The organism is Thermosulfurimonas dismutans, assembly GCF_001652585.1.
Classification (GTDB): Bacteria; Desulfobacterota; Thermodesulfobacteria; order Thermodesulfobacteriales; family Thermodesulfobacteriaceae; genus Thermosulfurimonas; species Thermosulfurimonas dismutans.
The window spans coordinates 96259-120819 of the sequence record NZ_LWLG01000002.1; the positions used below are offsets into that span (position 1 = coordinate 96259).

At 46.7% G+C, this 24561-nt stretch carries 29 protein-coding genes; 2 read left to right on the plus strand and 27 right to left on the minus strand.

Annotation, left to right across the window (positions count from 1 at the left end; genetic code table 11):
- Nucleotides 1-53 precede the first annotated feature (53 nt).
- Nucleotides 54-659 (plus strand): HNH endonuclease, encoded by a 606-nt coding sequence (locus TDIS_RS02565; protein ID WP_084270914.1) that lies wholly within the window; start codon nucleotides 54-56, stop codon nucleotides 657-659.
- Here TDIS_RS02565 and TDIS_RS02570 read toward each other — a convergent pair.
- The 23 genes from TDIS_RS02570 to TDIS_RS02680 all read right to left on the minus strand — a co-directional run bounded on the left by TDIS_RS02570 (nucleotide 644) and on the right by TDIS_RS02680 (nucleotide 19936).
- Nucleotides 644-1117, minus strand: coding sequence for a chemotaxis protein CheW (locus TDIS_RS02570; RefSeq protein ID WP_084270915.1), 474 nt, complete (start codon nucleotides 1115-1117; stop codon nucleotides 644-646). The genes TDIS_RS02565 and TDIS_RS02570 overlap by 16 nt on opposite strands.
- Complete coding sequence (locus TDIS_RS02575; RefSeq protein ID WP_084270916.1) at nucleotides 1089-2027, minus strand: DnaJ C-terminal domain-containing protein; 939 nt, start codon at nucleotides 2025-2027, stop codon at nucleotides 1089-1091. The genes TDIS_RS02570 and TDIS_RS02575 overlap by 29 nt, the downstream gene beginning before the upstream one ends.
- Nucleotides 2027-4717, minus strand: a complete 2691-nt coding sequence (locus TDIS_RS02580) for a hybrid sensor histidine kinase/response regulator (protein WP_068669001.1) — start codon at nucleotides 4715-4717, stop codon at nucleotides 2027-2029. Before TDIS_RS02580 ends, TDIS_RS02575 begins: the two co-directional genes overlap by 1 nt.
- A 19-nt stretch (nucleotides 4718-4736) precedes the next feature.
- The gene (locus TDIS_RS02585) at nucleotides 4737-5558 is read right to left on the minus strand and encodes a CheR family methyltransferase (protein WP_244147466.1); all 822 of its coding nucleotides are present in this window, start codon (nucleotides 5556-5558) and stop codon (nucleotides 4737-4739) included.
- Entirely contained in the window at nucleotides 5555-6628 is a 1074-nt protein-coding gene (locus TDIS_RS02590) for a protein-glutamate methylesterase/protein-glutamine glutaminase (protein ID WP_068669005.1), read from the minus strand. The genes TDIS_RS02585 and TDIS_RS02590 overlap by 4 nt, the downstream gene beginning before the upstream one ends.
- A complete protein-coding gene (locus TDIS_RS02595; RefSeq protein WP_068669006.1) occupies nucleotides 6625-6996 on the minus strand; it encodes a response regulator in 372 nt (123 codons plus the stop codon). The genes TDIS_RS02590 and TDIS_RS02595 overlap by 4 nt, the downstream gene beginning before the upstream one ends.
- A gap of 26 nt (nucleotides 6997-7022) precedes the next feature.
- Entirely contained in the window at nucleotides 7023-7898 is an 876-nt protein-coding gene (locus tag TDIS_RS02600) for a flagellar hook-length control protein FliK (RefSeq protein ID WP_068669008.1), read from the minus strand.
- A complete protein-coding gene (locus TDIS_RS02605; protein WP_068669010.1) occupies nucleotides 7895-8296 on the minus strand; it encodes a DUF6115 domain-containing protein in 402 nt (133 codons plus the stop codon). Before TDIS_RS02605 ends, TDIS_RS02600 begins: the two co-directional genes overlap by 4 nt.
- Nucleotides 8297-8460: 164 nt before the next feature.
- Nucleotides 8461-9324: a flagellar basal body-associated FliL family protein gene (locus tag TDIS_RS02610; protein ID WP_068669012.1), complete on the minus strand. Its 864-nt coding sequence runs from the start codon at nucleotides 9322-9324 to the stop codon at nucleotides 8461-8463.
- A 2-nt stretch (nucleotides 9325-9326) separates the two neighbouring features.
- On the minus strand, nucleotides 9327-9710 hold the full coding sequence (locus TDIS_RS02615; protein ID WP_068669014.1) for a chemotaxis response regulator CheY: 384 nt from the start codon (nucleotides 9708-9710) through the stop codon (nucleotides 9327-9329).
- A 1-nt stretch (nucleotide 9711) separates the two neighbouring features.
- Nucleotides 9712-10470 (minus strand): FliA/WhiG family RNA polymerase sigma factor, encoded by a 759-nt coding sequence (locus TDIS_RS02620; protein ID WP_068669015.1) that lies wholly within the window; start codon nucleotides 10468-10470, stop codon nucleotides 9712-9714.
- Complete coding sequence (locus TDIS_RS02625; RefSeq protein WP_068669017.1) at nucleotides 10467-11261, minus strand: MinD/ParA family protein; 795 nt, start codon at nucleotides 11259-11261, stop codon at nucleotides 10467-10469. Before TDIS_RS02625 ends, TDIS_RS02620 begins: the two co-directional genes overlap by 4 nt.
- Before the next feature lie 14 nt (nucleotides 11262-11275).
- A complete protein-coding gene (locus TDIS_RS02630; RefSeq protein WP_068669019.1) occupies nucleotides 11276-12259 on the minus strand; it encodes a flagellar biosynthesis protein FlhF in 984 nt (327 codons plus the stop codon).
- Nucleotides 12249-14330 (minus strand): flagellar biosynthesis protein FlhA, encoded by a 2082-nt coding sequence (gene flhA, locus TDIS_RS02635; protein WP_068669021.1) that lies wholly within the window; start codon nucleotides 14328-14330, stop codon nucleotides 12249-12251. Before flhA ends, TDIS_RS02630 begins: the two co-directional genes overlap by 11 nt.
- Nucleotides 14330-15397 (minus strand): flagellar biosynthesis protein FlhB, encoded by a 1068-nt coding sequence (gene flhB, locus TDIS_RS02640; protein WP_068669023.1) that lies wholly within the window; start codon nucleotides 15395-15397, stop codon nucleotides 14330-14332. Before flhB ends, flhA begins: the two co-directional genes overlap by 1 nt.
- Before the next feature lie 2 nt (nucleotides 15398-15399).
- Entirely contained in the window at nucleotides 15400-16185 is a 786-nt protein-coding gene (gene fliR, locus TDIS_RS02645; protein WP_084270917.1) for a flagellar biosynthetic protein FliR, read from the minus strand.
- Nucleotides 16182-16451 (minus strand): flagellar biosynthesis protein FliQ, encoded by a 270-nt coding sequence (gene fliQ / locus TDIS_RS02650; RefSeq protein WP_068669027.1) that lies wholly within the window; start codon nucleotides 16449-16451, stop codon nucleotides 16182-16184. Before fliQ ends, fliR begins: the two co-directional genes overlap by 4 nt.
- 12 nt (nucleotides 16452-16463) lie before the next feature.
- On the minus strand, nucleotides 16464-17168 hold the full coding sequence (gene fliP, locus TDIS_RS02655) for a flagellar type III secretion system pore protein FliP (RefSeq protein WP_279614531.1): 705 nt from the start codon (nucleotides 17166-17168) through the stop codon (nucleotides 16464-16466).
- 19 nt (nucleotides 17169-17187) lie between these two features.
- Complete coding sequence (locus tag TDIS_RS02660; RefSeq protein WP_068669031.1) at nucleotides 17188-17448, minus strand: flagellar biosynthetic protein FliO; 261 nt, start codon at nucleotides 17446-17448, stop codon at nucleotides 17188-17190.
- Complete coding sequence (gene fliN, locus TDIS_RS02665) at nucleotides 17449-17961, minus strand: flagellar motor switch protein FliN (protein ID WP_068669032.1); 513 nt, start codon at nucleotides 17959-17961, stop codon at nucleotides 17449-17451.
- Nucleotides 17962-17972: 11 nt separating this feature from the next.
- Nucleotides 17973-18950: a flagellar motor switch protein FliM gene (gene fliM / locus TDIS_RS02670; RefSeq protein WP_068669034.1), complete on the minus strand. Its 978-nt coding sequence runs from the start codon at nucleotides 18948-18950 to the stop codon at nucleotides 17973-17975.
- A gap of 2 nt (nucleotides 18951-18952) precedes the next feature.
- Nucleotides 18953-19426, minus strand: coding sequence for a flagellar basal body-associated FliL family protein (locus TDIS_RS02675; RefSeq protein WP_068669036.1), 474 nt, complete (start codon nucleotides 19424-19426; stop codon nucleotides 18953-18955).
- A 108-nt stretch (nucleotides 19427-19534) separates the two neighbouring features.
- Nucleotides 19535-19936 (minus strand): methylated-DNA--[protein]-cysteine S-methyltransferase, encoded by a 402-nt coding sequence (locus TDIS_RS02680; protein WP_208595662.1) that lies wholly within the window; start codon nucleotides 19934-19936, stop codon nucleotides 19535-19537.
- Nucleotides 19937-20038: 102 nt separating this feature from the next.
- On the opposite strand from TDIS_RS02680, the gene TDIS_RS02685 reads away from it, so the two are divergent.
- The gene (locus tag TDIS_RS02685) at nucleotides 20039-20605 is read left to right on the plus strand and encodes a macro domain-containing protein (protein WP_068669040.1); all 567 of its coding nucleotides are present in this window, start codon (nucleotides 20039-20041) and stop codon (nucleotides 20603-20605) included.
- Here TDIS_RS02685 and TDIS_RS02690 read toward each other — a convergent pair.
- The 4 genes from TDIS_RS02690 to dsrP form a co-directional block, all read right to left on the minus strand.
- Complete coding sequence (locus tag TDIS_RS02690) at nucleotides 20602-21588, minus strand: hypothetical protein (RefSeq protein WP_068669042.1); 987 nt, start codon at nucleotides 21586-21588, stop codon at nucleotides 20602-20604. The genes TDIS_RS02685 and TDIS_RS02690 overlap by 4 nt on opposite strands.
- Nucleotides 21589-21628: 40 nt before the next feature.
- Nucleotides 21629-21817 carry a 4Fe-4S dicluster domain-containing protein gene (locus TDIS_RS02695; protein WP_068669044.1) on the minus strand — a complete coding sequence of 63 codons (189 nt, stop codon included), beginning with the start codon at nucleotides 21815-21817 and terminating at the stop codon, nucleotides 21629-21631.
- 15 nt (nucleotides 21818-21832) lie between these two features.
- Complete coding sequence (locus TDIS_RS02700; protein WP_068669046.1) at nucleotides 21833-23287, minus strand: cobyrinic acid a,c-diamide synthase CobB; 1455 nt, start codon at nucleotides 23285-23287, stop codon at nucleotides 21833-21835.
- Nucleotides 23288-23393: 106 nt separating this feature from the next.
- Nucleotides 23394-24548, minus strand: coding sequence for a sulfate reduction electron transfer complex DsrMKJOP subunit DsrP (gene dsrP, locus TDIS_RS02705; RefSeq protein ID WP_068669048.1), 1155 nt, complete (start codon nucleotides 24546-24548; stop codon nucleotides 23394-23396).
- Nucleotides 24549-24561: the final 13 nt, after the last annotated feature.

The window sequence follows — 24561 nt, forward strand, 5'->3', positions numbered from 1 at the left end:
AAAACTATATCCTTAAATAAGGATAACAAAACTTTCAGTGGCCGGGTAGTCGTTTGAGGGGTAGAGAAAATATCCTTCAAGACAAGGTTCTGGTTCTCAATAAATATTACCAAGCTGTTCAAATTACTACCGTCCTCAGGGCTATTTGCCATCTGGTTAAAGGTACGGCCAAAGTCATTACCCCGGACTGGACCACCCACACTCTTGAGGAATGGCTTGAAGCCAGCCGGTTCTATAATAACGGACGTCTCATTCGTAGTCCTTCCCTTTCTATAGTAGCACCTGACGCCATCTACCTCACCGCTTATGACAGGCTTCCACGGCTGGAAGTAGTTTTCAACCGGGCTAATCTTTTCATGCGGGACAACTACACCTGTCAGTATTGTGGGAAGTCCGTAAGGAACCCCAAAGATCGCACTATAGACCATGTTATTCCGCGCTCCCGCGGAGGCAAAACCGTCTGGACTAATGTGGTTCTCTGTTGTCGAAAATGTAATCTCAAGAAAGGCGATCGCACTCCCGAAGAAGCAGGTATGCAACTCCTAAAAAAACCGGAACAACCTAAATGGAAAAGTCTATTTCTCGAAAAATTTCCAGAAGAAAAGAAAGAAATCTGGAAACCCTTTCTGGATTTTGCCGGTCTTTATCCCGAACGCTGAAGGATCTCCCGAGTATTGAGCACCACTAAAAGTCTTTCCGGAAGCTGACAAACATATTTTACAAACTTGCGATCAAGACCTTCGATCTTTTCCGGAGGTTCCTCAAGCGAGCTCACCGGCACTTCCAAGATGTCCCCTATCTTTTCCACCAAGAGACTTACTCTTTCGTCCTCCTCGTTGCGCACAATAAGGTTATAAGAGCGTTCCCCTTCTGCCGAAAGACCAATCCTTTCAGCCAGATCTAAAGCCGTAAGCACTTGTCCCCTAAGATTTACAATACCTTTTATATAATCCGGTGAAAGAGGCACGGGCGTGGTCTCAAGATCTCGATTGATCTCAATAACTTCGGCAATAGGGAGTCCGAAAAGAAACGAACCCAGCCAGAAAGTTACGAAGGTCTCGGTCTTTTCGCCTAAGGCTGGTCTCTTCTCACTGCTTAATACCGGAAGTTCCGCCATATTCCTCCTCCATTATCTCATAAAATCGTTGAAAATATCTCAAAGCCTCCGCAGGATATTCCCTAGGAAACCAGAGTTCAAATTCTAGGACCAGGTTCCCACGACGGCCATCAGGGCGAAAAGGCCCGCGATGATTGAGGATAAGTCTGGCCCCGGAAGGAAGACCGCGAGGCACTTCAATCTCCTCTTCTCCCTCTAAGGTCTTTACCTTCACCCGCCCTCCTAGAACAGCCTTCCAGAAGGGCACTTTTATCCGGGCCACCAAATTATCATCTTCAAAAAAGAAGTCTTCGTCCTTCTTGATCAAGACCTCCAGAAAGACATCTAAGGCCGGACCATCTGGTGAACGAGGAACAAAAAGAAGGTCTCCATCCCGAACACCTGCGGGAATAAGGATCAGAATTTCCTTCTCACCCCTAACTTCACCACGCCCCCGACAACGAGGACAAATATCAAGAAGAATCTCGCCCTCCCCTTTACAACGGGGACAGGGATGCTTGTAGAGAGGGCTTTCCTTTTCGGAAATCAACCCCTCCCCGGAACACCACTCACATATCCGGCGCCGGCCTCTTGGATCAAAGCCGGAGCCTTGACACTCTCCACAAACAGCAAGTTCATCCGGGACCTTAATCCATTTTTCGGCTCCCTGAGCCGCTTCTCTCACCGTAAGTTCGATAAAAGAAAGAAAATAGTCCCCCTTCCCAGGACGCTCCCTTACAATCTGAGCCCTTTTACGGGACTCATAGAGGCTCCGCAAGGCCTCATAAGAAGCCTGAAGACGAAGATAGGCCTCAGGATCTCCCCCCCGATCGGGATGAAGCTTCCTTACCTTACGAAGATAAGCCCGGCGAATTTCTTCCCAACTTGCCCCTTTCTCTATACCCAGAACCTTGAAGGGATCAGACATCATTAAGCCGTAGCCTCCGCAGTCTTTTCAGCTAAAAGTTCGGCCGCAGTCCTAATGACGGCCTCTCGATCTAGTTTTACCTGAAACTCATCAATCCCGGTTTCCTTGGCCTTGCGATACACGTCTTCTCCAGAAAGGCTGGTTAAAGCCATAATTGGCATGTTGGCAAGTCTTTCATCAGACCTTACCTTCTTAGCCAACTCAAAACCGTCCATCTTGGGCATTTCTATGTCCGTGATAAGGAGATCAAATTGTTTCTGTTGCAATTTTTCCCAAGCTTCAAGGCCATCTTCCGCTACCTCTACCTCATAACCTGCCGACTGAAGATAATTTTTAACTAGTTGACGGTAAAAAGCTGAATCTTCAGCGTAAAGAATTCTTTTTTTCTCTAAAATTTCCGGCCGACTGAACCAGTCCGGATCATACATTTCTATGATTTTATAGATATCTACAAAAATAGTGGTGCGTCCATTTATAATGCGATTTCCCAAAATACCTTCCGTATGATAAATATCTTCATCAAGCTCAAGGTCAGTTTCAAGACTATCCACAATCTGAGAGACTAAAATGGCCACCTTTTTTTTACGGTCTTCGAAGAAAAGAAGATTGTATTCCTCTTGCTCTGGGAGAGGCTGGATAGGCAGATAGTTCTCTAGTCTAATAACCGGAACCGATTTACCTTTGTATTGAACAACCTCTTTTCCTCCCACGTACTCAAGTTTGGAGGCCTCAATTTTGTCCAGTCTTGAGATCAGCGAAAGCGGAATGGCAAATTGCTCCGAAGGATGGACATTAAAGAGCAGAATAAACTGTTTTTCCTCCCCGGAGATCGCCCTTTGATCTTCTTCCCCAAAAGCTCGCTCCATCTCTTCGGCCTTGAATCCTACGTATCGAGAAAGACCTACCACATCCAAAATAAGGGCCACCTTTCCGTCCCCCATAATGGTAGCCCCGGCGTAAATGGGTATGCCCTTGAGAAGCCGACCGAGAGGTTTGACTACGATCTCTTCTGAATCCCGAACTTCATCTACGAGTAGCCCGAAATCCATAACCCCTGTGGAAAGGATAACCAGACTCCTTTCGTAATCACCATTTGGGCTCCCTAATATCCGCGATAGCCGGATTAGGGGAATAATCTCTCCTCTCAAACGATAAAACTCTGAATTTCCAATACGGTGTATTTCCTCATCGCTTTCAATATTTACCAGCTCCTTAAGATTTACCTGCGGAATAGCATAGCGTTCCCCGCCCGAAAGGACTATCAGGGCCGGGACAATGGCCAGGGTCAGCGGTATCTTCACCCGAACCGTAGTTCCGGAACCCTTAACACTGTTAATTTCAATGCTACCACCGAGACGTTCTATATTAGTCTTAACCACGTCCATGCCCACACCACGGCCCGAAATGTTGGTGACCTTCTCTGCGGTTGAAAAACCGGGCCGGAAGATAAGGGCAATGGCCTCACGGTCACTCATCCGCTCGGCTTCTTCAGGGGTGATAAGTCCCTTCTCGATGGCCTTTTTCTTGACCTTTTCCACGTCTATACCACGACCATCGTCTTCGATTTCAATAATGACCTGGCCACCTTCGTGATAGGCTCGGAGTACCAAAGTTCCTACTGCAGGCTTGCCTATCTGAACCCTCTCGTCCGGGCTCTCTATACCGTGATCAATGGAGTTGCGGACGAGATGCGTAAGTGGATCTTTGATAGCCTCAATAATAGAACGGTCTAACTCGGTATCCGCACCCTCAATATGGAGATTCACCTTCTTCCCGGTTGAGCGGGCAAGATCTCTTACAATCCGCGGGAACTTATTAAATACCGTGCCGATGGGCTGCATTCTGGTCTTCATAATGGTCTCTTGCATTTCGGTGGTCACCAACGAAAGACTTTGCGTAGCCCGCATCAGTTCGGTATCGTTGATCTCTCCGGCAATCTGTACCAAACGGTTACGGGCCAACACCAGTTCCCCGGCAAGGTTCATGAGATGATCCAGGAGTTTCACGTCCACTCGAATATGAGTCTCCGTAAGGGTAACCTGAGGGGCTACTTTAGAGGTCTTAGGAGCTTCCTCTTTTTTCTTTTCCGTTATCGAAGGGGTCGATGAAGAAGAACGAACTTCCTCAGATTTTTTGTCCTCCAGGGCCTTTTCTCCGGCTGGTTCTTCATCTTCAGCTTTTTCTTCCTTAGGCTTTTCCTCTGTATCTTTTTCTTCCACAGGCTCTTCTTTGGAAGCCTTTGACTCCAAAGGCCTTTTATCCGCAGGTTTGGTGCCTCCAACCTCGCCCTTGGCCCGCTTAGCTATCTTTTCTGCGAAGTTGCTAAGCTCCACTAGAAAATCAAGATAAGTCTCATCCACCGGCTCCTGTTTATGTTCCTCGAGATGGGCTACAATGGCCTTAATGTGATCTACTGCGCGCAGTAGGATGTCAATAATCTCTTCATCTGCCACCACTAGCCCATCTCGAAGCTTGGAAAGAATGTCCTCTGCAAAATGTGCAATCCCCTCCAGGGTTTTGAAACCGAAAAAGCCAGCCGTTCCCTTGAGGGTGTGCATGGTCCGAAAAATACTTTTCAGAATTTCGGTATTCTGCGGATCCCGCTCAAGCTCTACAAACTCTTCGTCAAGTTTTTCAAGACCTTCCTTGGCCTCTGTCAAAAAATCTTGAAGGACATCATCCTCAAAAGACATAAGAGTCCTCCTTATTTATTTAATCCTTCTTGCGATAACAAACCGTTCGACCGATCGTTTTCTTTTCCATATCCGGTGGAAGAGAAGGAGCTAGTTCCGTAGCCCCTAGGAAGATATATCCCCCGGGAGCCAATACCCGACAGAGATTATCCCAAACTTTCTTTTTCATGTCTGGCGAAAAATAGATCAACACATACCGACACAGGATAACATCATACGAAGGTGTAAGTCTCAAAGGTTCCACCAGATTGATTTTTCTAAAAACTATCAATTTTTTCAAACTTTCATCGATTACCCAATGAGCCCCTTGTTGTTTAAAATATTTTACTAAAAACGTGACTGGTAGTCCACGGTTAACTTCTATTTGAGAATAAATACCACTTTTGGCCTTTTTTAGAGCACTATCTGAGATATCGGAGGCCAGAATTTCTATACGCCATGAAGAGAGCAAATCCGGAAAATATTCTTTAAGGAGCATAGCTATACTGTAAGGTTCCTGTCCGGTGGAACAGGCGGCCGACCAGAATTTAAGAACCTTTTTGGTTTTACGTTTTTCTATAAGTTCCGGAATGATCTCCTTGCGTAAGGCCTCAAAGGGATGTTGATCGCGAAAAAAGTAGGTCTCATTGGTGGTCAAGGCATCGATTATCTGATCCAAAAGCTGACGGGTGAGCTTGGTCTTGGCTACCTGATAGAGTTCTTCGTGGTTTTTGTACCCCAAAGCCTTGGCCAGCTCGTCCAGACGACTCTGAAGTAGATATTCTTTCCCGCTTTTAAGAGAAATGCCGCTAGCCTTTTCCACCAAAAGGGTAAAAAAATTAAAGATTTCCGGTTTCATCATTTGCCCTTCCTCATAAAGATCTCTTGGAGTTTGAAAGCGATCTCTGGAAGTGGAAGAATCATATCTGCAAGCCCAGCCTCCACTACCGCCCGAGGCATACCGTAAACCGTGGAGGTCTTTTCATCCTGGGCCAACACCAAACCTCCTTTTTCTTTAATTTTTTGAGCCCCCTTCATACCATCCTGCCCCATACCAGTAAGCACAAGAGCTACCGTAGTGCCGTTATAAACTTCGGCCAAAGACCGAAAAAGGGGGTCTACCGCCGGCCGACAACCGTTCTCCGGAGGCCCTTGATGCAGATAAATGTTTTTCATCTTTCCAGAACTCTTCACTTCCATGTGATAGTCCCCAGGAGCCAAATAGACCGTACCTTTTTGAACAGGCTCACCATTGGTGGCCTCTTTAACCCGCAAGGCTGAAACCTGATCCAGCCTCCGAGCAAGTTGGCCGGTAAAAACAGGAGGCATATGCTGCACTACCAGTATGGGCACGGGAAAGGAAGCTGGCAGCTTGGGGATGATCTCCATCAGGGCCTTGGGACCACCGGTGGAAACACCTATGCCCAAAATGGTATAGACCCTAGGCCTTATAAGCTGAGGCCTTATCCCAGGAAAAGTTTTAGGAGGAGCCACAGGTACCGGTCTTCGCGGAAGCACTGGCGGTCTTTTGGCTGGCACCGCCGCTCGGATTTTGGGCAGAAGCTCACTTCGGATGCGGTTCATGCTCTCGGTAAGGGAACCACTAGAGGGCTTGGTCACAAAATCGAAGGCCCCTAACGACAGCGCCTCAATGGTCTCTTTGGCACCCTCCTCTGTAAGGGACGAAAACATGATGACCTTCGCTTTAGGATAAATGCGACGAATCTCTTTTAAGGCCGTAAGACCATCCAGCACCGGCATTTCCACATCTAGGGTGATAACATCTGGTCTTAAGGCCCTGACAAGTTCTATGGCCTCTCGGCCATTCTTGGCCTGTCCCACGATTTCTATATCTGACTCTCTGGAAAGAATGTCTGAAAGGAGACGTCTTATAATCGGTGAATCATCAACGATTAGAACCTTGATCTTCACAAACTGCCCTCCAAAAGATAACGGATCTTATTCTCTAACATCTCCTTATCAAAAGGCTTCATAAGATATTCATTGGCCCCGGCCATAATGGCATCAATGACGCTCTTCTGTTGATTTTCCGTAGTTACCATCATAATTTTTATCTCGTTCCACTCCGGCTTGGCCCTTACGGCCTTGAGAAATTCATAGCCGTTCATTACCGGCATGTGCCAATCAAGAATAATAAGACGAACATCTGGATTTTCCTTCAGCACTTTGAGCGCTTCTTCTCCGTTTTCGGCCTCTACAACCGTAAAGCCCATTTCTTCTAAATATTTCCTCTCTATCTGTCTGATGGATTTAGAATCATCTACTACCAGGGCCTTCATAATCTTCCCCCAAAAAAGTTTTTACTTTACCCTTCTCGGGCAAGAATTACTCCAGGCTCATAATGACTTCTTTCTAAAGTAACTTCCACATAAAAGCCCCTCTCCGCTAAGTGCTCTTTTAGTTCAAAAAGCTGCTCTCTCGCAAGCTCTAAAGCCTCTTCTCTCGAAAAGTAAAAATGCAAGTCTAGTTTAGAAGAAGGATAAAGTCCCAAAAAGGCTTCCACTAGACCGAGTTCTGATAAAAAAAGACGAAGATAAAAATAACGTTTGCCTTGAGCGGTAGCCTTAGTTTCTTCTCCAGCCTCAAGGAAACCCCATGAAGTTCGGTCGGCAAAAGCAAAGGGTAAAAGGAGACCTTTATCATGGATCAACTGAGAAGCGATGCGAAGTTCACCTTCCTCAAAAGCAACCGTCTTGTTTGAAGAGCCTCTCTTATCCTTTGACCTTATATCTTGAGATCTATTTCTCTCAGGACCTTCTACAAATTTTTTCTCCTCGGCTTCAAGAAGTTTCACGAAGAAACTTACCAGGGGATAAAGTTCAGGTCTTTCAGAAATTGTGGGGAAACGGGAAACTAAAGAGGGAAGTTCAGCCTGAACACTTTGAAAGATTTGGAGGAGACGCGCCTCGGCTCCCGAGATCTTTTCGCCCTCTACAATATGGAGTAGCACAGGGGGACCGCTAGAAAGGACTCTAACCCTTATAGTTTCTCCTGGTCGAAAATCATCTGGAAGAAGACTTCCAGCAATTCGCGCTTGAAACTTCTCTCCCCCGGTCTCGAGGGTCAGGGTTTTGCTTTCGACCTTGATTACCCTTACGGTAAGCTCCCGCCCCGGACGAGAAAATAGAGAAAAGAGGCTTTCCGGCAAAAAAGTAACTGGCGCCGGGGCGGTAACCCTCATCTCTCACCCCTTCTAAATCTTTCGAGAGAAAGCACCAGTTCCACTTCACCTTCGGAAAGCGATAACTTCTTAGAGATTTCTTCGGTGGACAGTCCCTTCCTACTAAGCTCGCAAATCTTCTCCTTGATACTCTTCCTCCCCTCTCCGGATTCTTCCCAGATTTTGGTCCCGGTTTCAAGAGCAAGTTTTACCTTTTCAAGCAGCTTTTTCTCTTCTTCGACATATCTTTCTAAATCTTTGGTAAGCTTTTCTGCCAATGACAGACGCTCAGAAAGATCCCCGATAGGTAAACGAGTTAACTTTCTAAATTTCAAAAACAGGAGCAGCAAAGCCACGAGTAGTAATGCATCTAAAACAATCTGAATAAAAAAATATAATTCCCACAGATCATTAGACATTAACATCTATCAATTTTCCTCTTCAGAATCTTTTATGGACTTTTTTTCCTCGCATTACTCTTTTTTCTTAGTTGTCCTTTTTAGAAGATTCTTTGTCCGAATATAAAGGAGGAAGGAGCGGTCTTATACCTAAAGACTCCTTTACTCCTTTTGGCATTTCGGTCTCACTTCAGAATATAGCCTGTGACTTCTATATCTTTAGGATACAGACCCTGAGGAGCCTTCTTCTTTAAAGTTTCAAGCAAAGCCTCACGGACTTTAAATATACCTTCTCGACTTCGCCAATAATAAAAAGGAATGTTCTTAAAAGCATCGAAAATGATGCCTCTTAATGGATTTTCCAGTTTTTTGGCCAAAAGGACTTGTCTCTGATTTTCAAAATAAAGAACCACGGTAGCTTTAATAAAAACCGGGGCTCCCCCTTCGCTTTGAAGAGGTATCAAAAAATGTTTGAGCACCACTGAATACTCTACTATAGGTTTTATAGGCTGTGCCCCCAAAGGCTCTTTGGGAGTCTCAACAGGAGGTTTTTGGGGCTGTTCCTTAGAAAGGTTATCGGTAGGAACCCCCGTTAAGGGAGGCGTTTTAACCAGCTTCCACAAAGTATAAATACCTACCCCTATACCCGCAACTCCCAAGACCAATCCTATTATCATTAAAAAGGTAACAAATTTACTCTTTTTTCCTTGAGGAATCTCCGGGGCTTCTTTCTCCCGAACCTCTTCTTCCAAGGCCTTTATTAATTCGTCCGAGGACTCATCGGAAATATCCTCAGGCTCAAGAGATACGTCTGAGATTGCCTCTGAAGATCCTTTAGATTCTTCTTGAGCCTCTTCCAAGGAGGTATCTTCTAATGAGTGTTCTGCTGGTGGCGTCTTTTCAGAGGAAGACTCTTCCAAAACATGCCCTTCCGGAAGTTTTTCATCAGAAGGAACTCCTTCGGAAGATACCTCTTCCGTAGAGGAATTCCTTTCAGAAATAGATTCCTCTTTTGGGACCCCTTCCTTTTCCTTAATTTCTTCCGCCAAAATTAGACTCCGAAGATCTTTTCAAGTTTTTCTTTAAGAGTTTCGGGCGTAAAGGGTTTCACAATATACTGACTTACCCGATATTTGGCGGCTTCTATAATGTTTTCCTTCTGAGCCTCAGCCGTTACCATAAGAAAGGGCGTATCCTTTAATTTGTCATCTCCACGCACCTTTTTGAGGAGTTCTAGACCGCTCATTTTGGGCATGTTCCAGTCGGAAATAATAAGATCCACCGGCTCCTTTTGAAGGATTTCCCAAGCGGTAGTCCCGTCATCGGCTTCAATAATATTCTTGAAACCAAGCTGTCCTAAAATATTCTTAATAATCTTCCGCATAGTAGCAAAATCGTCCACTACTAAGATCTTCATATCAGTATTAAGCGGCATCCTATCCCTCCTTTAACAGATCCTTATAATCTTCTCCTAACCTTTCTTTTAATTTAGCTCGCAACCTTAACAAGGCCTTACTATGGAGTTGAGATATACGGCTCTCCGTATAGCCTAACACCTTCCCAATTTCTTTCATCGTTAGATTTTCATAATAATAGAGAGTTATAACCAACCTTTCCTTTTCTGGCAATTCAGAAATAGCTTGAGCTAGCGCTTCGCCCAATTCTTTAAGTCCTAATTTATCAAAAGGATCGTTTTCTCCTGAATCCGAAAGAAGTTCCACCAAATCGTCTTCCTGGAGGTCTTCTATTTTGCGTTTTAGGGCTTCAATATCCACAAAAGAGATTCCTTTAACTTCCTCTAGCAATCGATAGTAAGCCTCAAGGGAAATTCCCAGTTCTTTAGCAATCTCTTCGTCTTCTGCAGGACGGCCTAAACGGTTTTCGAGCTCAATTATGGTCTTTTCTAGCTTAGCGGCTTTTTCTCTCACTGAACGGGGGACCCAATCAAGATTCCGCAATTCATCTAACATGGCTCCTCGGATACGAAATTCGGCAAAGGTCTTGAATTGAATATTGCGCGAAGGATCAAACCTCTGAGCAGCTTCGATTAGGCCTATGATTCCCGCCACTACCAGATCTTCTTGATCTAGACTAGCCGGAAGTCGGCCAGCAAACCGCCCGGCAAGATATTTTATCAAAGAAAGATGTTCGAAAATAAGCTCTTCTGTACTCTTGTTCCGAAAATAATTTCTCATGCCACTCGAAAGGTTTCCGACCACAGGGCCTCAAGTCCTCCCTGAATTTCGGGTTTTAGCTTGAGGAGTTTTTCACAAACCGCCATGAGATCCTGACTGACTTTGGCTTCCGGGCAAACTGTGAGAAAGGGTTCTTGTTTCCTAACCGCCTGGGTTACACAGGGATCTTCCCTCAATCCTCCCAAAAAAGTAAGACCAATGGGCCCCAAAAAGCGCTCTACCACCCTAGAGACTTGTTGATAAACCGCTTTCCCCTCCCTAACCTCTTTGAGCATGTTGACTAGAAAATAGAAACGTTTGACTTGATAACGACGGAATAGGACCTTTATAAGGGCATAGGCATCCGCCATAGCGGTAGGCTCGGGGGTCGTAATAACAATCCTTTCTTGAGCTACAAGATTGAAAAACAGCACATTGTCTGCAATACCGGCCGAAAGATCAAAAAAAAGAAAATCGATCCCCTGCGTAACCTCCTCAAACTGGTCTTTCAACATGAGCTTTTCTGAAGGATCCAGCCTAGTTAGTTCTACCACTCCGGAACTTGCCGGAATGACTCCAAAACCGTAATCCGTCCAGATAGTGATCTCCTGAAGGGTGGCCTCTCCAGAAAGTACGTCCCTGATATCCTTTTTAGGAGAAAGCCCCAAGAGGACATCTACGTTGGCAAGTCCTAAATCGGCATCAAATATCAGGACTTTATAGCCCTTTTTAACCAAGGCTAGGGCCAGATTGGAGACTACATTAGTCTTTCCGACCCCACCTTTTCCGCTTGAAACCGCGATTATACGCATTTAATCCTCCTTCTTTATTTTAAATCACAAATAGCCTCAAGGCCACGCATAAAAATTCTTTCTAAGATATCCGGAGTTGCCCGAGCTAAATCTTCAGGCACCTTATCTCCCAAAGAAACAAAACTTATGGGAGGAAAACCGTTGTTCAGCAGAAACCCCAAGGCTATCCCTAAGGTCAACCTATCGAGGTGGGTTAAAACCAGACCTTCCACCGGAAGGATCTTCAATTCTTCGAGAAAGCGAAGAATTTCGCGAGGATTTTCCACGCTCTTTATAACGGCCTGAATCCGGGCGTAAGGCAAGGCCTCTAAGAGGATTTTTATATCTTCCCGGCGAAAGGACCTTCCCCAAGAAGGGGTATCCAGGAGTAGATATTCGAAATATGAAGAAAAGGACTTTATCTCTTCGCTGTCTTCCAAAGTGGTGACCATGACCGGAATCTCAAGGAGTTCTCCCAGACGAAGGGCCTGAGCTTTAGCTCCGATACGCTTTCCATCCAACGAAATCATGCCCACCATGGCCTTACGGCGATATTTAAGCCAGGAAGCAATTTTAAAGAGACTGGTAGTCTTACCGGAACCAGGAGGACCGATAAAGATCTGGATTCTGGAAAAAGGAGATTCTTTTCTTTGGGCCACCTTGGCTCGTATCCAAGAAAGTGGATCTTCTATTTCTCGAGCAACTTCAGGAGGAAGACCGGCTTCAAGTAGTCGAATATAACGGCTGCGCTTCAACTTTTCTGAAAGGAGATCCTCAAGCATCCTTTTGATTCCGGAGATTTCCTCTTTTAAAGTAGCTAGATCGCTATTTCCATAATCTTGCGCCCGGCGATTAAAATCGTCCGGCTTTTTATCTACGGCGGCCGTAAGTTCGTAAAGAAGTTCCCCGTTGACCTCAACCCTTCGAGAAGAAAGAATAAGGGCCTCCTCGCCAAGCTCCTTTTTGACTTCATTCAAAACCTCAAGAGCGTTCTTGCCCCGAAACTTTTTAATCCTCACGGCCCATCCTCACGGTTTCGAGTATTTCTACCGTTACCTCCGATGGTATTTCAGCATGAGAAAGGACCACCGCCTGTGGCAGACTCCTTTCGATGAGCTTCCGCAGGTGTCTCCTTACGGTGGGCGTGGCAAGGAAAACCGGGTGATATCCGGCATGAACCATCCTTTCAGCCGCCTGGGAAAGAATAGCCACTATACGGCTTCCCAACCGAGGTTCTATAAGAAGAAACATACCTTCAGAGGTTCGCTGAAGCGCCCTTCGAATGGTGTCCTCTATATCCTCCCCTACGGCTACCACATGAAGTTTGCCGGAAGGATCTAAATAAGGCTTTACGATAACCCTGGCAAGTCTTTGTCTTACATATTCGGTAAGAGTATCCGGATCTTTGATCTTCTCGCCATAGTCGGTAATAGTCTCCACAATCGTCAAGAGATCCCTAATAGGTATGCCTTCCCTTACCAGGTTCTGAAGGACCTTCTGAACGATCCCAAGGTTTACGACTTCAAGACATTCCTCCACCACCTTAGGATACTGACGGGAAAGACCGTCAAGGAGTTTCTGAACTTCCTGACGGGTAAGGAGCTCGTCTGCATGGCGTTTGATTACTTCTGCAAAATGGGTCACGATAACCGTGGAAAGGTTGACCACAGTATAACCTTTGGCCTCGGCATCATCCTTCTTGTCTTCCGGAATCCAAAAGGCCTGAAGACCGAAGGCCGGCTCCCGGGTAGGAATAGCCCCCTCGATCTCCGGAGCCCGTTCATCCGGAGCCATAGCCAAATAATGGCCAGGCATAAGTTCCGCCCGAGCCACCTCTACTCCTTTTATCAAAATGGCATATTCCGCAGGTTTAAGTTGTAGATTGTCCCTTACATGGATGGGAGGAATAACGATGCCCATTTCCAGGGCAAATTGTTTTCGTAGATTCTTGATGCGCTCAAGGAGGTCGCCTCCCTGAGCTTCATCCACCAAAGAAATCAGGGCATACCCCACTTCAATGCCCAGAAGATCAAGGGGAAGCAAATTCTCCACTTCTTCGGTAGGTGGTGTCGGGACTTCCTCCTCAGGCTTTTCTTCCACAGGCACTTCTTTCTTTATCTGATAAGAAACATAGGCCAGACCTCCTACCCCAAAGGCCAAAACGGTAAACGGGAGCGTGGGCAATCCCGGAAGAAGGCCAACAAAGAAAATGGCCAAAGCCGCCATAGCTAGGGCCTCGGGACGGGCGGAAAACTGACGAGCAAAATCTCGGCCCATACCCGATTCAGAGGCCGCTCGGCTCACAATAATACCCGCTGAAGTAGAAACAATAAGGGCCGGAATTTGAGAAACCAGACCGTCTCCAATAGTAAGAAGAGTATAAGAACGGGCCGCCTCGGAGAGGGACAAACCTTTTTGAAGAATACCTATTACCAGTCCGGCCACAATATTGATGCTAGTAATGATGAGACCGGCCACGGCTTCGCCGCGGACAAACTTACTGGCACCATCCATAGCCCCATAAAACTCGGCCTCCTTCCGAATCTCCTCTCGACGCCGCCGGGCTTCGGATTCATCAATAAGACCCGCGTTGAGATCGGCATCAATGGCCATCTGTTTCCCAGGCATGGCATCCAAGGTAAAACGTGCGGCCACCTCCGCAATTCGGCCGGCGCCCTTGGTGATCACCACAAAGTTGATGATCACCAAAATGGCAAAAACGATGGCTCCTACCACATAGTTGCCTCCCACTACAAACTGACCGAAACTCATGATCACTTTACCGGCCGCCCAAGGCCCCTCGTGACCGTGAAGGAGAATCAAACGAGTGGTGGCAATGTTCAATGATAGACGATAAAGGGTAGTGATCAGTAACAGGGCGGGGAAGGCCGTAAAATCAAGAGGTTTCACAATATACATAGACATAAGAAGCACCGTTAGAGAAACGGTAAAACTCAAGGCCAAAAGGATATCCATGAGGGTGCGAGGCACCGGGAAGACCATGATGGTAAGGAGACCTACCACACCCGCAGCCACGATGGCGTTGCTAAGGTCAAGATATTGACGGAGAGTCGTCGCTTTTTCGGCCATCAGTGCACCCTCTTACCTTTCAGCTTGTATACATAGGCCAAGACTTTGGCCACAGCCTTATAAAGATCTTCTGGAATGTATTCCTCGACCTCTACCCTGGCATAGATGAGACGGGCTAAGGGAGGATCTTCCACTATGGGAACACCATGGTCCCGAGCTATTTCTTTTATCTTCTGGGCCAAAAATCCCCTACCTTTGGCCACTACCTGGGGAGCTGGCATTTCTCCCAGTTTATACTTCAGGGCCACTGCCACATGGTCCGGGTTGGTAATAACCACATCGGCCTTGGGGACCTCGGCCATCATGCGTTTACGAGCCATCTCTCTCTGGATCTGACGTATCTTGGCCTTAAGCCAGGGATCACCCTCGGTCTGTTTAAGTTCTTCCTTGAGTTCCTCTCGGGTCATCTTGAGCTTCCTCTCCACTTCCCATCGCTGAAAGAAAAAGTCAAAAACCGCCAAGACCGATAGAGCCATTAGCAATTTGAAGACCAAATCCCGAGAGAGAGAATAGATCCCCTGCCCCACCTTCCAAAGATCTTCTCCTAAAAGGGCCAAAATTTCCTCTTGATGTTTACGAATCACTAAATAAGCCACTACAGAGATAATAACGATCTTCAAAATAGACTTGGCGAGCTCCACTAAGGATGGAAGGGAAAAAAGACGTTTAAAGCCTTCGACTGGATTTATCCGTTCAGCTTTGGGAGCGAGGGCCTCCCAGGCCGCTACCCCTCCGGTCTGGGCAAAATGAGAGAGCAAGGAAATAACTATCAGAAAAAACATCAGAGGTAAAACACTGAGAATCCCAAATTTGAGGGCATATTTAAAGCTAAGGTAGGCTCCCTGGAGATCAAAAGTGGGAAATGGCCTCCCCAAAAAAAATCTTAGGGCGTAAAAAAGCTGCGTAAGCATAAAGGTTCCGCTTAGCATAAAAGCAAGGAGTCCTCCACCTATAACCGCAACCGCAGCCAGTTCTCGACTGCGGGCCACCTGTCCGCGTTTTCGGGCCTCCTCACGCCTCCGTGGTGTAGGTTCCTCGGTTCTTTCCTGAAGTGGTTCCTCAGGCATCTCTAACTTCCGAAAGACTTAAGTATGGCCGGAAAGAGCCCTACAGCCCGAGCAAAGGCCGGAGAAAGCACCTTTGGAATCAGCATCAACGTAAGCCCAAAAAAGAAAAGTCCTACCCCGATGGTGAGTGGAAAACTCACAAGCATGATATTTATCTGAGGCACAAATCGGGAAACAATGCCTAGGGCCAGCTGCACTAGAAACATGATAGCCAGCAGGGGAGCCAAAATTTTGAGGGAGATCACGAACAGGGTTACCCCTTCTCTGACGAGAAAAAGGAAGATCTTCGAATTCAGTCCGAGAGAGCCTGGAGGAAAATGTCTTAAACCTTCCCCCAGGGCCAGTATAAAGGGATGGTGGAGATTGAAGGTCAAAAAAAGGAGAAAGGCCGTAAGATAGGTAAGTTGCGCTAGGACGGGAGACTGCACTCCGGTTACAGGGTCAATAACCTGGGCCACTCCGAAACCGATTTGCATCCCGACCAGTTCTCCCCCAAGCTGGATACCGGCGAAGATAAACCGCAAGACAAGTGCCAAAGAGAACCCCAATAAAGCTTCGGGAATAATTAAGAGTAAACATTGATAGATCTCTGTGGGAGGTTCTACGGCATAAGGAACGCTAAAGACCAAAATCAAGGAAAGTACAAGCGAAAGAGCGGCTTTTATAGGGGCTGGAACTATCGAAGTTCCCACAAGAGGCATAAAAAATAGGAAGAAGGCTACCCGAACTAAAACTAAAACAAAGGTAAAGGATAGAGGCACCAGTTGCGAAAAGAGATCCATCGTCATTTAATAAGCCCCGGAAGTCCCAGGATGATATTTTCGGTGAATTCAAGAAGCTTTTGCATCATCCAGGGGAAGGCCACCAGTAAGGCCAGCATAACAGCCACGATTTTGGGCACGAAAGTCAAGGTCATCTCTTGAATCTGGGTGACCGCCTGGAAAATACTGATGATAAGGCCTACCACAAGTCCCGCCAGGAGCATGGGGGCTGAAATAAGGAGAGTGAGTTCCACCGCCTGTCTGGCAAGATGGATCACCGTAGCTTCGGTCATCACCGATCCTCCTTAAAAGAAACTCTTAGCCAAGGAGCCCACTAGGATATTCCAGCCATCTACCAAAACAAAAAGTAAAAGTTTCATAGGAAGAGAAACCATCATCGGGGGAAGCATGAGCATTCCCATAGAAAGAAGCACGCTTGAGACCACCATATCAATAATCAAAAAGGGAATGTAAAGCAAAAAGCCTATCTCAAAGGCTGTCCGAAGCTCACTTATCATGAAGGCCGGAATAAGGGTCAGGATGGAGACCTCTTCCGGGCTTTGAGGCCGTTTCTCCCCTCGAAGTCTCACAAAAAGGGCCAGATCCTTTTCTCTGGTGTTCTTGAGCATAAAGGTCCGAAAGGGCTTAATAGCCTCTTGGAACATTTCAGCCTCGGTAAGTTGATGATCAAAATAAGGTTGGATAGCCCGATTATAGGTCTCTCTAAAGACCGGAGCCATAATAAAGAAAGTCAGAAAAAGGGCTAAGGCAATGAGAACTTGGTTAGGAGGGGTTTGTTGAGTTCCCAAAGCATGCCTCAAAAGACTGAAGACCACCACCAGTCTGGTAAAAGAGGTGAGCATAAGCAAAAGGGCGGGAGCCACGGAAAGAATGGTGAGAAGAAGGAGTATCTGAAGTACCGGGGCCACCTGTTCCGGACCTTTAGCGGGCTCCAAAGAAAACTTCACCGTGGGAAGGGTGACCGCCAGGGCCGACGAGGCAATCAACATTAATCCTATGAGGGAAAGGCTAAGCCTCCTTAACATTCTCCCATTCCCGAATAAGGTTTATTCCCTTTTCCGAAAGACCTAAGAGTAGAGTCCGATCCTTTACTTCCAACAGAATAAGCTGAGCCTTGAAGCCTAGAGGTCTGACGTCTTTTATCCGAATAGCCCCCTCTTTTGAGAAAGCCTGCATCCTTCCTCTTTTGAAAAAGTAAACCAAGAGAAGAAAACCTCCTAAAAGGAGGAAGGTAACCCCTAATACCTTGAAATAAACTTCCAGCCCCATTTATTCCCCCAGCTTCTTGATCCTTTCCTGAGGACTGATGATCTCCGTGAGCCTCACCCCAAAACGTTCGTTTACCACCACCACTTCTCCTCGAGCCATGAGTTTTCCATTCACAAAAATCTCCACCGGTTCACCGGCCATCTTATTAAGTTCAATGATAGATCCTTGAGAAAGTTTTAAGAGATCGTTAATGATCATCTTGGTCCGTCCAATCTCGACCGAAACTTCAAGTGGGATATCCAGAATGAATTCCAAATCCGGATGTGGGCCTTCCTTGGGGGCGGCCTCTTTAAACTCTTCAAGCTTAGGAGACTCTACCATACCAGGTGTTTCCGGTTCCGGAGATGTTTCCGATGGCGATTCTTGGGTAATTTCAGAGACCGTCCCTTCCTCTACAGTTTCTCCAGTGGCCCCGGCTTCCTTAAGAGCCTCCTCCCATTGGGCCATAATGTCTTCTTCGACCGTGGCCTGTGTGTCCTGACTTTCGGTCTGGTTTTCCTTGAGCTCTTCCATATCCCTGCCTCCTAACCCTCGGATTTCAGAAATTCTTTCACTCGCAAGGCCTTAAAACCTTTAAAAACCCCTAATTCGGCCTTAAACTTGGGAACATTTTCGATGGTAACGGGAAGAAGATCTTCTACTTTGGTGTCTAGGGTTATAATGTCCCCCGTCTCCAGAGAAAGGAGATCTCTTATCTTGAGATCCGTCTTTCCGAGATAAACTTTTAAAGTAACTTCGGTCGAAAAAATCACCTCCTCAAGTTGTTTTCGCCAGTAAGGATCAACGGTCTCCTCCGCCTGGTAGGGTGAGTAAAGCTTGGTCTTTACAGGCTGGAGGGTTCCCAGGGAATAGCACAACGCCACCTTCCCCTGTAGCCCCTCCACATCCACGTCGAAATTGCAAACCACCACGGTTTCTTCTGGCTGAAGAACTCTCGCGAACTGAGGATTAACCTCTCCGCGCACATACTTGGCTTTAACGGGTTGAATGCCCTTCCAAGCCCGCTCGAGCTCCCGAAAGATGTGATCCACCACTCTCCGAATAAGCCTCTGTTCAATAGGAGTAAACTCCCGTCCCTCGACCTTGATGAACTTCCGCTCCCCTCCCCCGAGGAATCTTTCTACAAAGGCAAACACCAGCGGAGCATCGATTACCAAAAGGATCTGACCTCTAAGGGGTTCGAGCCTAAAGATGTGAATAGAAGTGGGCACCGGAATACGGTTGAGAAAATCCCTAAAACGCTCCATTTGAATGGGCTGGGTATTTACATCTACCATCTCCCGGAGCATGGTAGAAAAGCCCATACGAAGTCCCCTGGCTAGGTGTTCGTTTATGACCTCAAGGCCCGGAATCTTAAGCCGGGTAGAAATGGCGTAATTTTTGAAATCAAAGGGAACAACCTCTCCCTCGGAGGGCACCTCTTCGGGGGTAGTGTCTACCTCTCCCCCTTCAAGCCCAGCCAAAAGGGCATCTATTTCTTCTTGAGATAAGACCTTATCCATAATTACTGCACCACAAACTGAGTAAAGTAAACTCCCCGGATCTTTCCGGGACCAAGGAGCTGGTTAAGCTTATTCATGATTTCAAACCGGAGTTCGGCCTTGCCCTCCGGAGCCAGAACCTCCTCTACGGTCTTGGAAGAGAGGACCAAAATGATAGTGTCGTTAATCTGGGGGATCCGATCGTTGGCCTCGCTTAGAGCTTTGTCGTCTTTGAGTTCCAGGGCAATCTTCACCCTCAAATACCTTCGGCCGGTGGGATCAGAAAGATTGACCACAAAAGGATTAAGTTGCAAAAAGGGGCCAACCTCCGGTTTGTCCGGCTCTACCGGTACCTGCTCTTCCTCTGGTGGAGGGCTGGATTTGGAGAAAAGGAGAAAATAAGCCGCAGCTCCGGCCCCTAACAAAAGCCCTACTCCAAGGATAATAAAAATCAAAAATTTTTTTCCTCCGCCCTTTTTTTCTTTTTCTTCAGCCATCTTTATACCTCCTTCCGATTTTTTCTTTTTGCAATCATCATACCATTTAAAAGATAAGTCTTTACGTAGAATCCCAGGAAAGATACGTCAGGTTTATGACAGGAAGCGTCAAAATCGAACGCCCTCCCAAGCAAGAAGAAGCCTTTTCCATTCCCGGCCAGCTGAAAAACCTCCCAAACCGTTCTTGGCCACAATGCGATGACAGGGATAAAAAAGGGGCAAAGGATTGCAGGCTAGGGCTCTTCCTACCGCCCTAAGAGCTCTGGGAGAGCCTACTCTGTCGGCAAGCCAGCCATAGGTACGAACCTCTCCGCGAGGAATCTCTCTCAAGAGTTCAAGACACCGTCTGGTAAAATTCGGTACTTCAAGACGCAAGTTTTCAAAATCCGGATAATTCTTGGCCCCACTAAAATAGCCCTCAAGTTCAGCCCGTACTTTTTCCAGCCACCTTTTTTCCGCTTCTGGAACCGAAAAAGAGGGTCCCTGGCCTTTGAGGTCTAGAGCAACCAAAAAAGGTCCCTTGAAAAGCACGAAGAACTTAAAAGGGCCTATCTTTACAAAACCACCGGTGAACATATTAATTTTATAAAAGCTTTTGGCAGGAGGGGAAACATGGGAGTAAGGGTCCAAATTAACGGTAAAACTTTGGAATTGGTAATGGGGGACATCACGGAACAGGATACCGATGCTATCGTCAACGCTGCCAACGAGAGACTTATCCCCGGAGGAGGAGTAGACGGAGCCATCCACCGTAAGGGAGGCCCCTCCATCGCTGAAGAAGCTCGAAAGATAGGCCTGTGCCCCACCGGAAAGGCCGTAGTCACCGGAGCCGGTCATCTCAAAACCCGTTATGTGATCCATGCCGTAGGGCCAATCTACCGGGACGGTAAAAGCGGAGAACCTGAACTCCTGGCAAGCGCCTATCGCGAGGCTCTCACGCGTGCTGAAGAACTCAAGCTCAACTCCATAGCCTTTCCCTCACTTTCCACCGGAGCCTATGGTTATCCCTTGGAAGGGGCTGCTCCCATAGCCCTTAATACCATCCTCTCTTTCCTCAAAAATAGAGAATATCCACGCCTGGTGCGCATGGTCCTTTGGGGTGAGGCGGCCTTTTTGGCCTACCGTAAAGCCCTTGAAGAACTTGCCAAAAAGAATGGTCTTAACATAGAAGAGTTTTAAAACCGCCTCCGGTAACCCAAAACCGCCATGAGTTCCTCAAAAAGCTTACGGAGACGGATAAAGGCCTCCTTGTCCCCTCCACGATCAGGGTGCAGTTCTTTAGCCCTGGCACGAAAAATGGAAAGTAATTCCTTACGGGAAAGTTTTTCCAAACTTTCTGGAGAAAATCCGAAATAACGAGCGGCTTCGACCAAAATTTCCCTGCGCAACCACTTTCCGTGTTGTCTTTCCTCAAAAAATTTCCTTTCGGCCTCGGTGTGATCGAAATATAATATCACATACCTAGAGAGGTACTCTCGCAAGACTTCGTCTTCAGAAAGCCCCATCCGATAGGTTTCATCTTGAGCCAGTCTGCAAATGGCTTCAAGAAAAAACCGATCTAGCTCTTCGATCAAACGAGCCTCAGGAATAAAACGGGTAAATCGTTCTGGGAAATATTCCCAAAGGGCAAAGGCCGTATAGATGTAGGCTACCACTTCTTTGGGCCTCAAAACATCTTCTTTATCCCAAATCAGCTGTTCAATTTCATCCCGAGATTTATGCCTGAGCTGGTTGAGAAAGGAAAGCGGCCTCTTGAGAAGGTTCTCTACATTGGTAGAACCGAACTTAAGAAAGAGAAGGCGTCTCTTATCGAAAGGATGGTACTTTTCCTGGAGCCTTAGCTGTTCCTTTCGAGGAAATTTGGGGGGTCTTCTCTGGCTTCGGTCAATATAAGGCCCTAAGGCCTCCTGGATCTCGGGTTTTACAAATCTAAAAAAGAGTTTCTCAAGCTCCCATTGATCGGTCTCTATTCCATGAGACTTGATGGCCTCTTCAAGACCTTCATCTATATAAAAGCTTTTTCCTCCGGGGTAGCGGATGTAAACCGACGGGTCCGGGCCAAGATCAATGAGATCCCACGATTTCCAAAAAGGCCCTTCTTTACGAGAAATTCTTAAAAAATACCGAAAACCGGAGGAAGTACGTTTACGCGCTAAATACAAATTTACTCCAACCGGGGGGCTTTAAGCCCCCCGAAGGTATTTACACCTCCTGAACAGTAATAGAACCGGTGGGGCAAACCTCTACACAGGTCTCACACCCCAAGCAATCTTCCGGGCGAGCGATCACAGGTTTCCCGTCCTCACCCTCATCATAGACCTGGGCCGGGCAAGCGTTGATGCACTCCTGATCCGCATCACAGGTGTCGTAGTTGATGGTAATCTCGAACATAGCGACCTCCTTATTTTAGATTTTTACATCTGATTTTATAACCCCTCCCGAAGCGGAGAGGTCCTTCCCCAAACTCTTGGTATCCTGCCAGTCTTTCTCCGAGAGCACCCTACACATACCCGCAAGCCATGCAGGGGTACTAGCTACATGCACGTGAGTATAAGTGCCCAACGCCCTTTTGTAAAGCACCCCATCGCGCCGACCATCAAACCCGAAACCTCTCTCCACTTTAAAGCAAAACTTCAGCCGACTGTCATCCTTCACTATAGGTAGCGAATAATGAAACTCGTGTCCCTGTAGAACGGTTCCCGTTGGATAAAAAGGGTTTTGCTCATCTACTCTTACCACCGTATAGCCATGTCCCTGGGGACGTTCCTTGACCTCAAAATCTATAGGAAGCACTCCAGTCATGGGAAAGGTCTTACCCTTCCAAATGATTTTTTCCCCTAGATACATAAGACCACCACATTCTGCATATACCGGTAGACCGTCCTCAACGGCCTCTTTGAGATCTTTCATGAAAGAGCGGTTTTCGGAAAGGGCTTCGGCCTGGGTTTCAGGAAAACCGCCACCGATATAGAGGGCCTGGATATCTGGAAGGCGGGATTCTTTCAAGGCATCTAAGAAAACAAGCTCCGCTCCCAAGGCTGAAAGAGCTTCAAGATTTTCGGGATAATAAAACTGAAAAGCCTTGTCTCGAAGGACACCGATTCTAACACCTTCTAGCTCGTGAGAGCTTATAAAAATCTCTTTCGGAGAAACTTCAAGAGGGGGCACTTGGTGTGCCAAATCTATTATTCTCGACACATCTACATTCTTCCTGAAGATTTCTTCCAATTTTGAGAAAAGGGACTCTTCCAAAGTGAATTCCTGCCAGGGTACCAGGCCGAGATGTCTTTCCGGGAAGAGTACTTTAATTCGAGGCAAGACTCCAAGAACCGGGATACCGGTATAATATTCGATAGAACGAGTAATAATGTTCTCATGGCGGGCCCGAGCCACCCGATTCAAAATCACCCCTTTAATCTCCACCCCCTCCTCAAATTCTAGAAAACCTTTAAGAAGCGCCGCCATCGTGCGAGTGACCTTGGTGCAGTCCAAAACCAAAACAATCGGGGCCTTAAGTAGCCTAGCTAGCCGAGCTGTACTACAGGAGCCTTCAAGATCTACCCCGTCATATAGCCCACGATTCCCCTCTATGATCGCTACTTCGGATCCTTGAACCCCCCGGGAAAAAAGGGCCAAAATGGTCTCATCGTCCATCAGGAAGGGATCAAGGTTGCGACAGGGATATCCCGAAGCCCGGTAAAGCCAACCGGCATCGATATAGTCCGGCCCCTTTTTGAAGGAAACGACCTTAAAACCTCGCTTCCTTAAGGCCGTCAATAGCCCTAGAGTAAAGAAGGTCTTCCCTGCTCCTCCTTTCTGGGCTGCGATAACTACTCTAGGAATTTGAAAACTGTAGGACATAGTTAATCCAACTCTATTATTAAATCTTCAAGATTGCAAAAATAAAAAAGCCCGGAGTTTCCTTATCTCCGGGCTTTGGGAAAAACTCCTTCATGTTTATTGAATACTAAGCCCTAGCTTCCTTGACCGTAATTGCGATTTTAAATAAAACCGTCATGATCAAGAAGCCCGTAGCCCAGATACCAATGGAAATGAGAAGCTCGGGGATAGTGGGTCTATAAGGAGTAATGGTCTCAAAGGGAGTAGGAGTAAAACCTCCCGTAAGAAGGCCTATACCTTTGTCAATCCAGGCTCCGATAAAGAGAATCACACAAGCAAAAGCCAGAGTATTTATATTTTTACGGGTATGAGGAATAACCAACAGGATAGCCGCTATCAACATGAACAACCAGGCCGTCCACATGAAAATGACCCATTCGTTATGGCCATGAAGCCCTTTAAAGAGATAAATAATAGGATACATGTGACCGGGAATATTACTATAGAAGGCGGTGAACAACTCACAAGCAAAGAGAAAGATATTGGCAAGCAGAGCATAGGTAATAATTTTACTCAGGGTATCAATAGCCTTTTGACCGGGATCGAACTTAGAAACCTTCTTCACAATAAGAAGGGCTAGCAGAAGGAGAGCCGGCCCAGAACAGAAGGCCGAAGCCAAAAATCGAGGTGCCATCACCGCTGTAAGCCAGAAGTGACGTCCAGGCAAACCGGCGTAAAGGAAGGCCGTTACCGTATGAATACTAAAGGCCCAAGGAATGGAAAGATAAATAAAGGGTTTAACCCAGTTGGGATATTTGGTTCCTTTATATTCCCCATGTAGAGCCGCCCAGCCGCAAATCACATTTAAAGCCAAATAGCCATTCAGAACAATCATGTCGTAAAAGAGCATAGAATTAGGAGTAGGATGCAGAAGAACGTTGAATAACCGGGGAGTTTGTCCGATATCCACTATAATAAAAAGCAAACACATAATGACCGCGGCTATAGCCAGAAATTCTCCAAAAATTGTCAAAGGACCGAAAACTTTATGATTATGAAGATAATAGGGAAGAACCACCATCACTCCCGAGGCTGCCACTCCCACCAAGAAGGTAAACTGAGCTACATAAAAGCCCCAGGAGACGTCCCGGCTCATACCGGTAATTCCCAAGCCGTATTGAAGCTGCGCCAAAAAGGCCAAAAACCCTATCAAGATCAAAGTCCCTAGAAAGCCTAACCACAACCAGTATTTTCGACTCCCTTTTAAGGCCTTCTCAAACATACCTCACCCCTCA

What these genes read in the sequence shown, in the direction of transcription:
- fliM (WP_068669034.1), bottom strand. Translation starts at nt 18,950, where the DNA reads ATGGATAAGGTCTTATCTCAAGAAGAAATAGATGCCCTTTTGGCTGGG.
- TDIS_RS02675 (WP_068669036.1), bottom strand. Translation starts at nt 19,426, where the DNA reads ATGGCTGAAGAAAAAGAAAAAAAGGGCGGAGGAAAAAAATTTTTGATT.
- TDIS_RS02595 (WP_068669006.1), bottom strand. Translation starts at nt 6,996, where the DNA reads ATGAAGGCCCTGGTAGTAGATGATTCTAAATCCATCAGACAGATAGAG.
- dsrP (WP_068669048.1), bottom strand. Translation starts at nt 24,548, where the DNA reads ATGTTTGAGAAGGCCTTAAAAGGGAGTCGAAAATACTGGTTGTGGTTA.
- TDIS_RS02620 (WP_068669015.1), bottom strand. Translation starts at nt 10,470, where the DNA reads ATGAGAAATTATTTTCGGAACAAGAGTACAGAAGAGCTTATTTTCGAA.
- TDIS_RS02700 (WP_068669046.1), bottom strand. Translation starts at nt 23,287, where the DNA reads ATGTCCTACAGTTTTCAAATTCCTAGAGTAGTTATCGCAGCCCAGAAA.
- fliR (WP_084270917.1), bottom strand. Translation starts at nt 16,185, where the DNA reads ATGACGATGGATCTCTTTTCGCAACTGGTGCCTCTATCCTTTACCTTT.
- TDIS_RS02575 (WP_084270916.1), bottom strand. Translation starts at nt 2,027, where the DNA reads ATGATGTCTGATCCCTTCAAGGTTCTGGGTATAGAGAAAGGGGCAAGT.
- fliP (WP_279614531.1), bottom strand. Translation starts at nt 17,168, where the DNA reads ATGTTGATTGCCTCGTCGGCCCTGGCGGTCACCCTTCCCACGGTGAAG.
- TDIS_RS02570 (WP_084270915.1), bottom strand. Translation starts at nt 1,117, where the DNA reads ATGGCGGAACTTCCGGTATTAAGCAGTGAGAAGAGACCAGCCTTAGGC.
- TDIS_RS02605 (WP_068669010.1), bottom strand. Translation starts at nt 8,296, where the DNA reads ATGTCTAATGATCTGTGGGAATTATATTTTTTTATTCAGATTGTTTTA.
- TDIS_RS02600 (WP_068669008.1), bottom strand. Translation starts at nt 7,898, where the DNA reads ATGAGGGTTACCGCCCCGGCGCCAGTTACTTTTTTGCCGGAAAGCCTC.
- TDIS_RS02625 (WP_068669017.1), bottom strand. Translation starts at nt 11,261, where the DNA reads ATGCGTATAATCGCGGTTTCAAGCGGAAAAGGTGGGGTCGGAAAGACT.
- flhB (WP_068669023.1), bottom strand. Translation starts at nt 15,397, where the DNA reads ATGCCTGAGGAACCACTTCAGGAAAGAACCGAGGAACCTACACCACGG.
- TDIS_RS02685 (WP_068669040.1), top strand. Translation starts at nt 20,039, where the DNA reads ATGGGAGTAAGGGTCCAAATTAACGGTAAAACTTTGGAATTGGTAATG.
- TDIS_RS02585 (WP_244147466.1), bottom strand. Translation starts at nt 5,558, where the DNA reads ATGATGAAACCGGAAATCTTTAATTTTTTTACCCTTTTGGTGGAAAAG.
- TDIS_RS02695 (WP_068669044.1), bottom strand. Translation starts at nt 21,817, where the DNA reads ATGTTCGAGATTACCATCAACTACGACACCTGTGATGCGGATCAGGAG.
- TDIS_RS02615 (WP_068669014.1), bottom strand. Translation starts at nt 9,710, where the DNA reads ATGCCGCTTAATACTGATATGAAGATCTTAGTAGTGGACGATTTTGCT.
- fliQ (WP_068669027.1), bottom strand. Translation starts at nt 16,451, where the DNA reads ATGACCGAAGCTACGGTGATCCATCTTGCCAGACAGGCGGTGGAACTC.
- TDIS_RS02660 (WP_068669031.1), bottom strand. Translation starts at nt 17,448, where the DNA reads ATGGGGCTGGAAGTTTATTTCAAGGTATTAGGGGTTACCTTCCTCCTT.
- fliN (WP_068669032.1), bottom strand. Translation starts at nt 17,961, where the DNA reads ATGGAAGAGCTCAAGGAAAACCAGACCGAAAGTCAGGACACACAGGCC.
- flhA (WP_068669021.1), bottom strand. Translation starts at nt 14,330, where the DNA reads ATGGCCGAAAAAGCGACGACTCTCCGTCAATATCTTGACCTTAGCAAC.
- TDIS_RS02580 (WP_068669001.1), bottom strand. Translation starts at nt 4,717, where the DNA reads ATGTCTTTTGAGGATGATGTCCTTCAAGATTTTTTGACAGAGGCCAAG.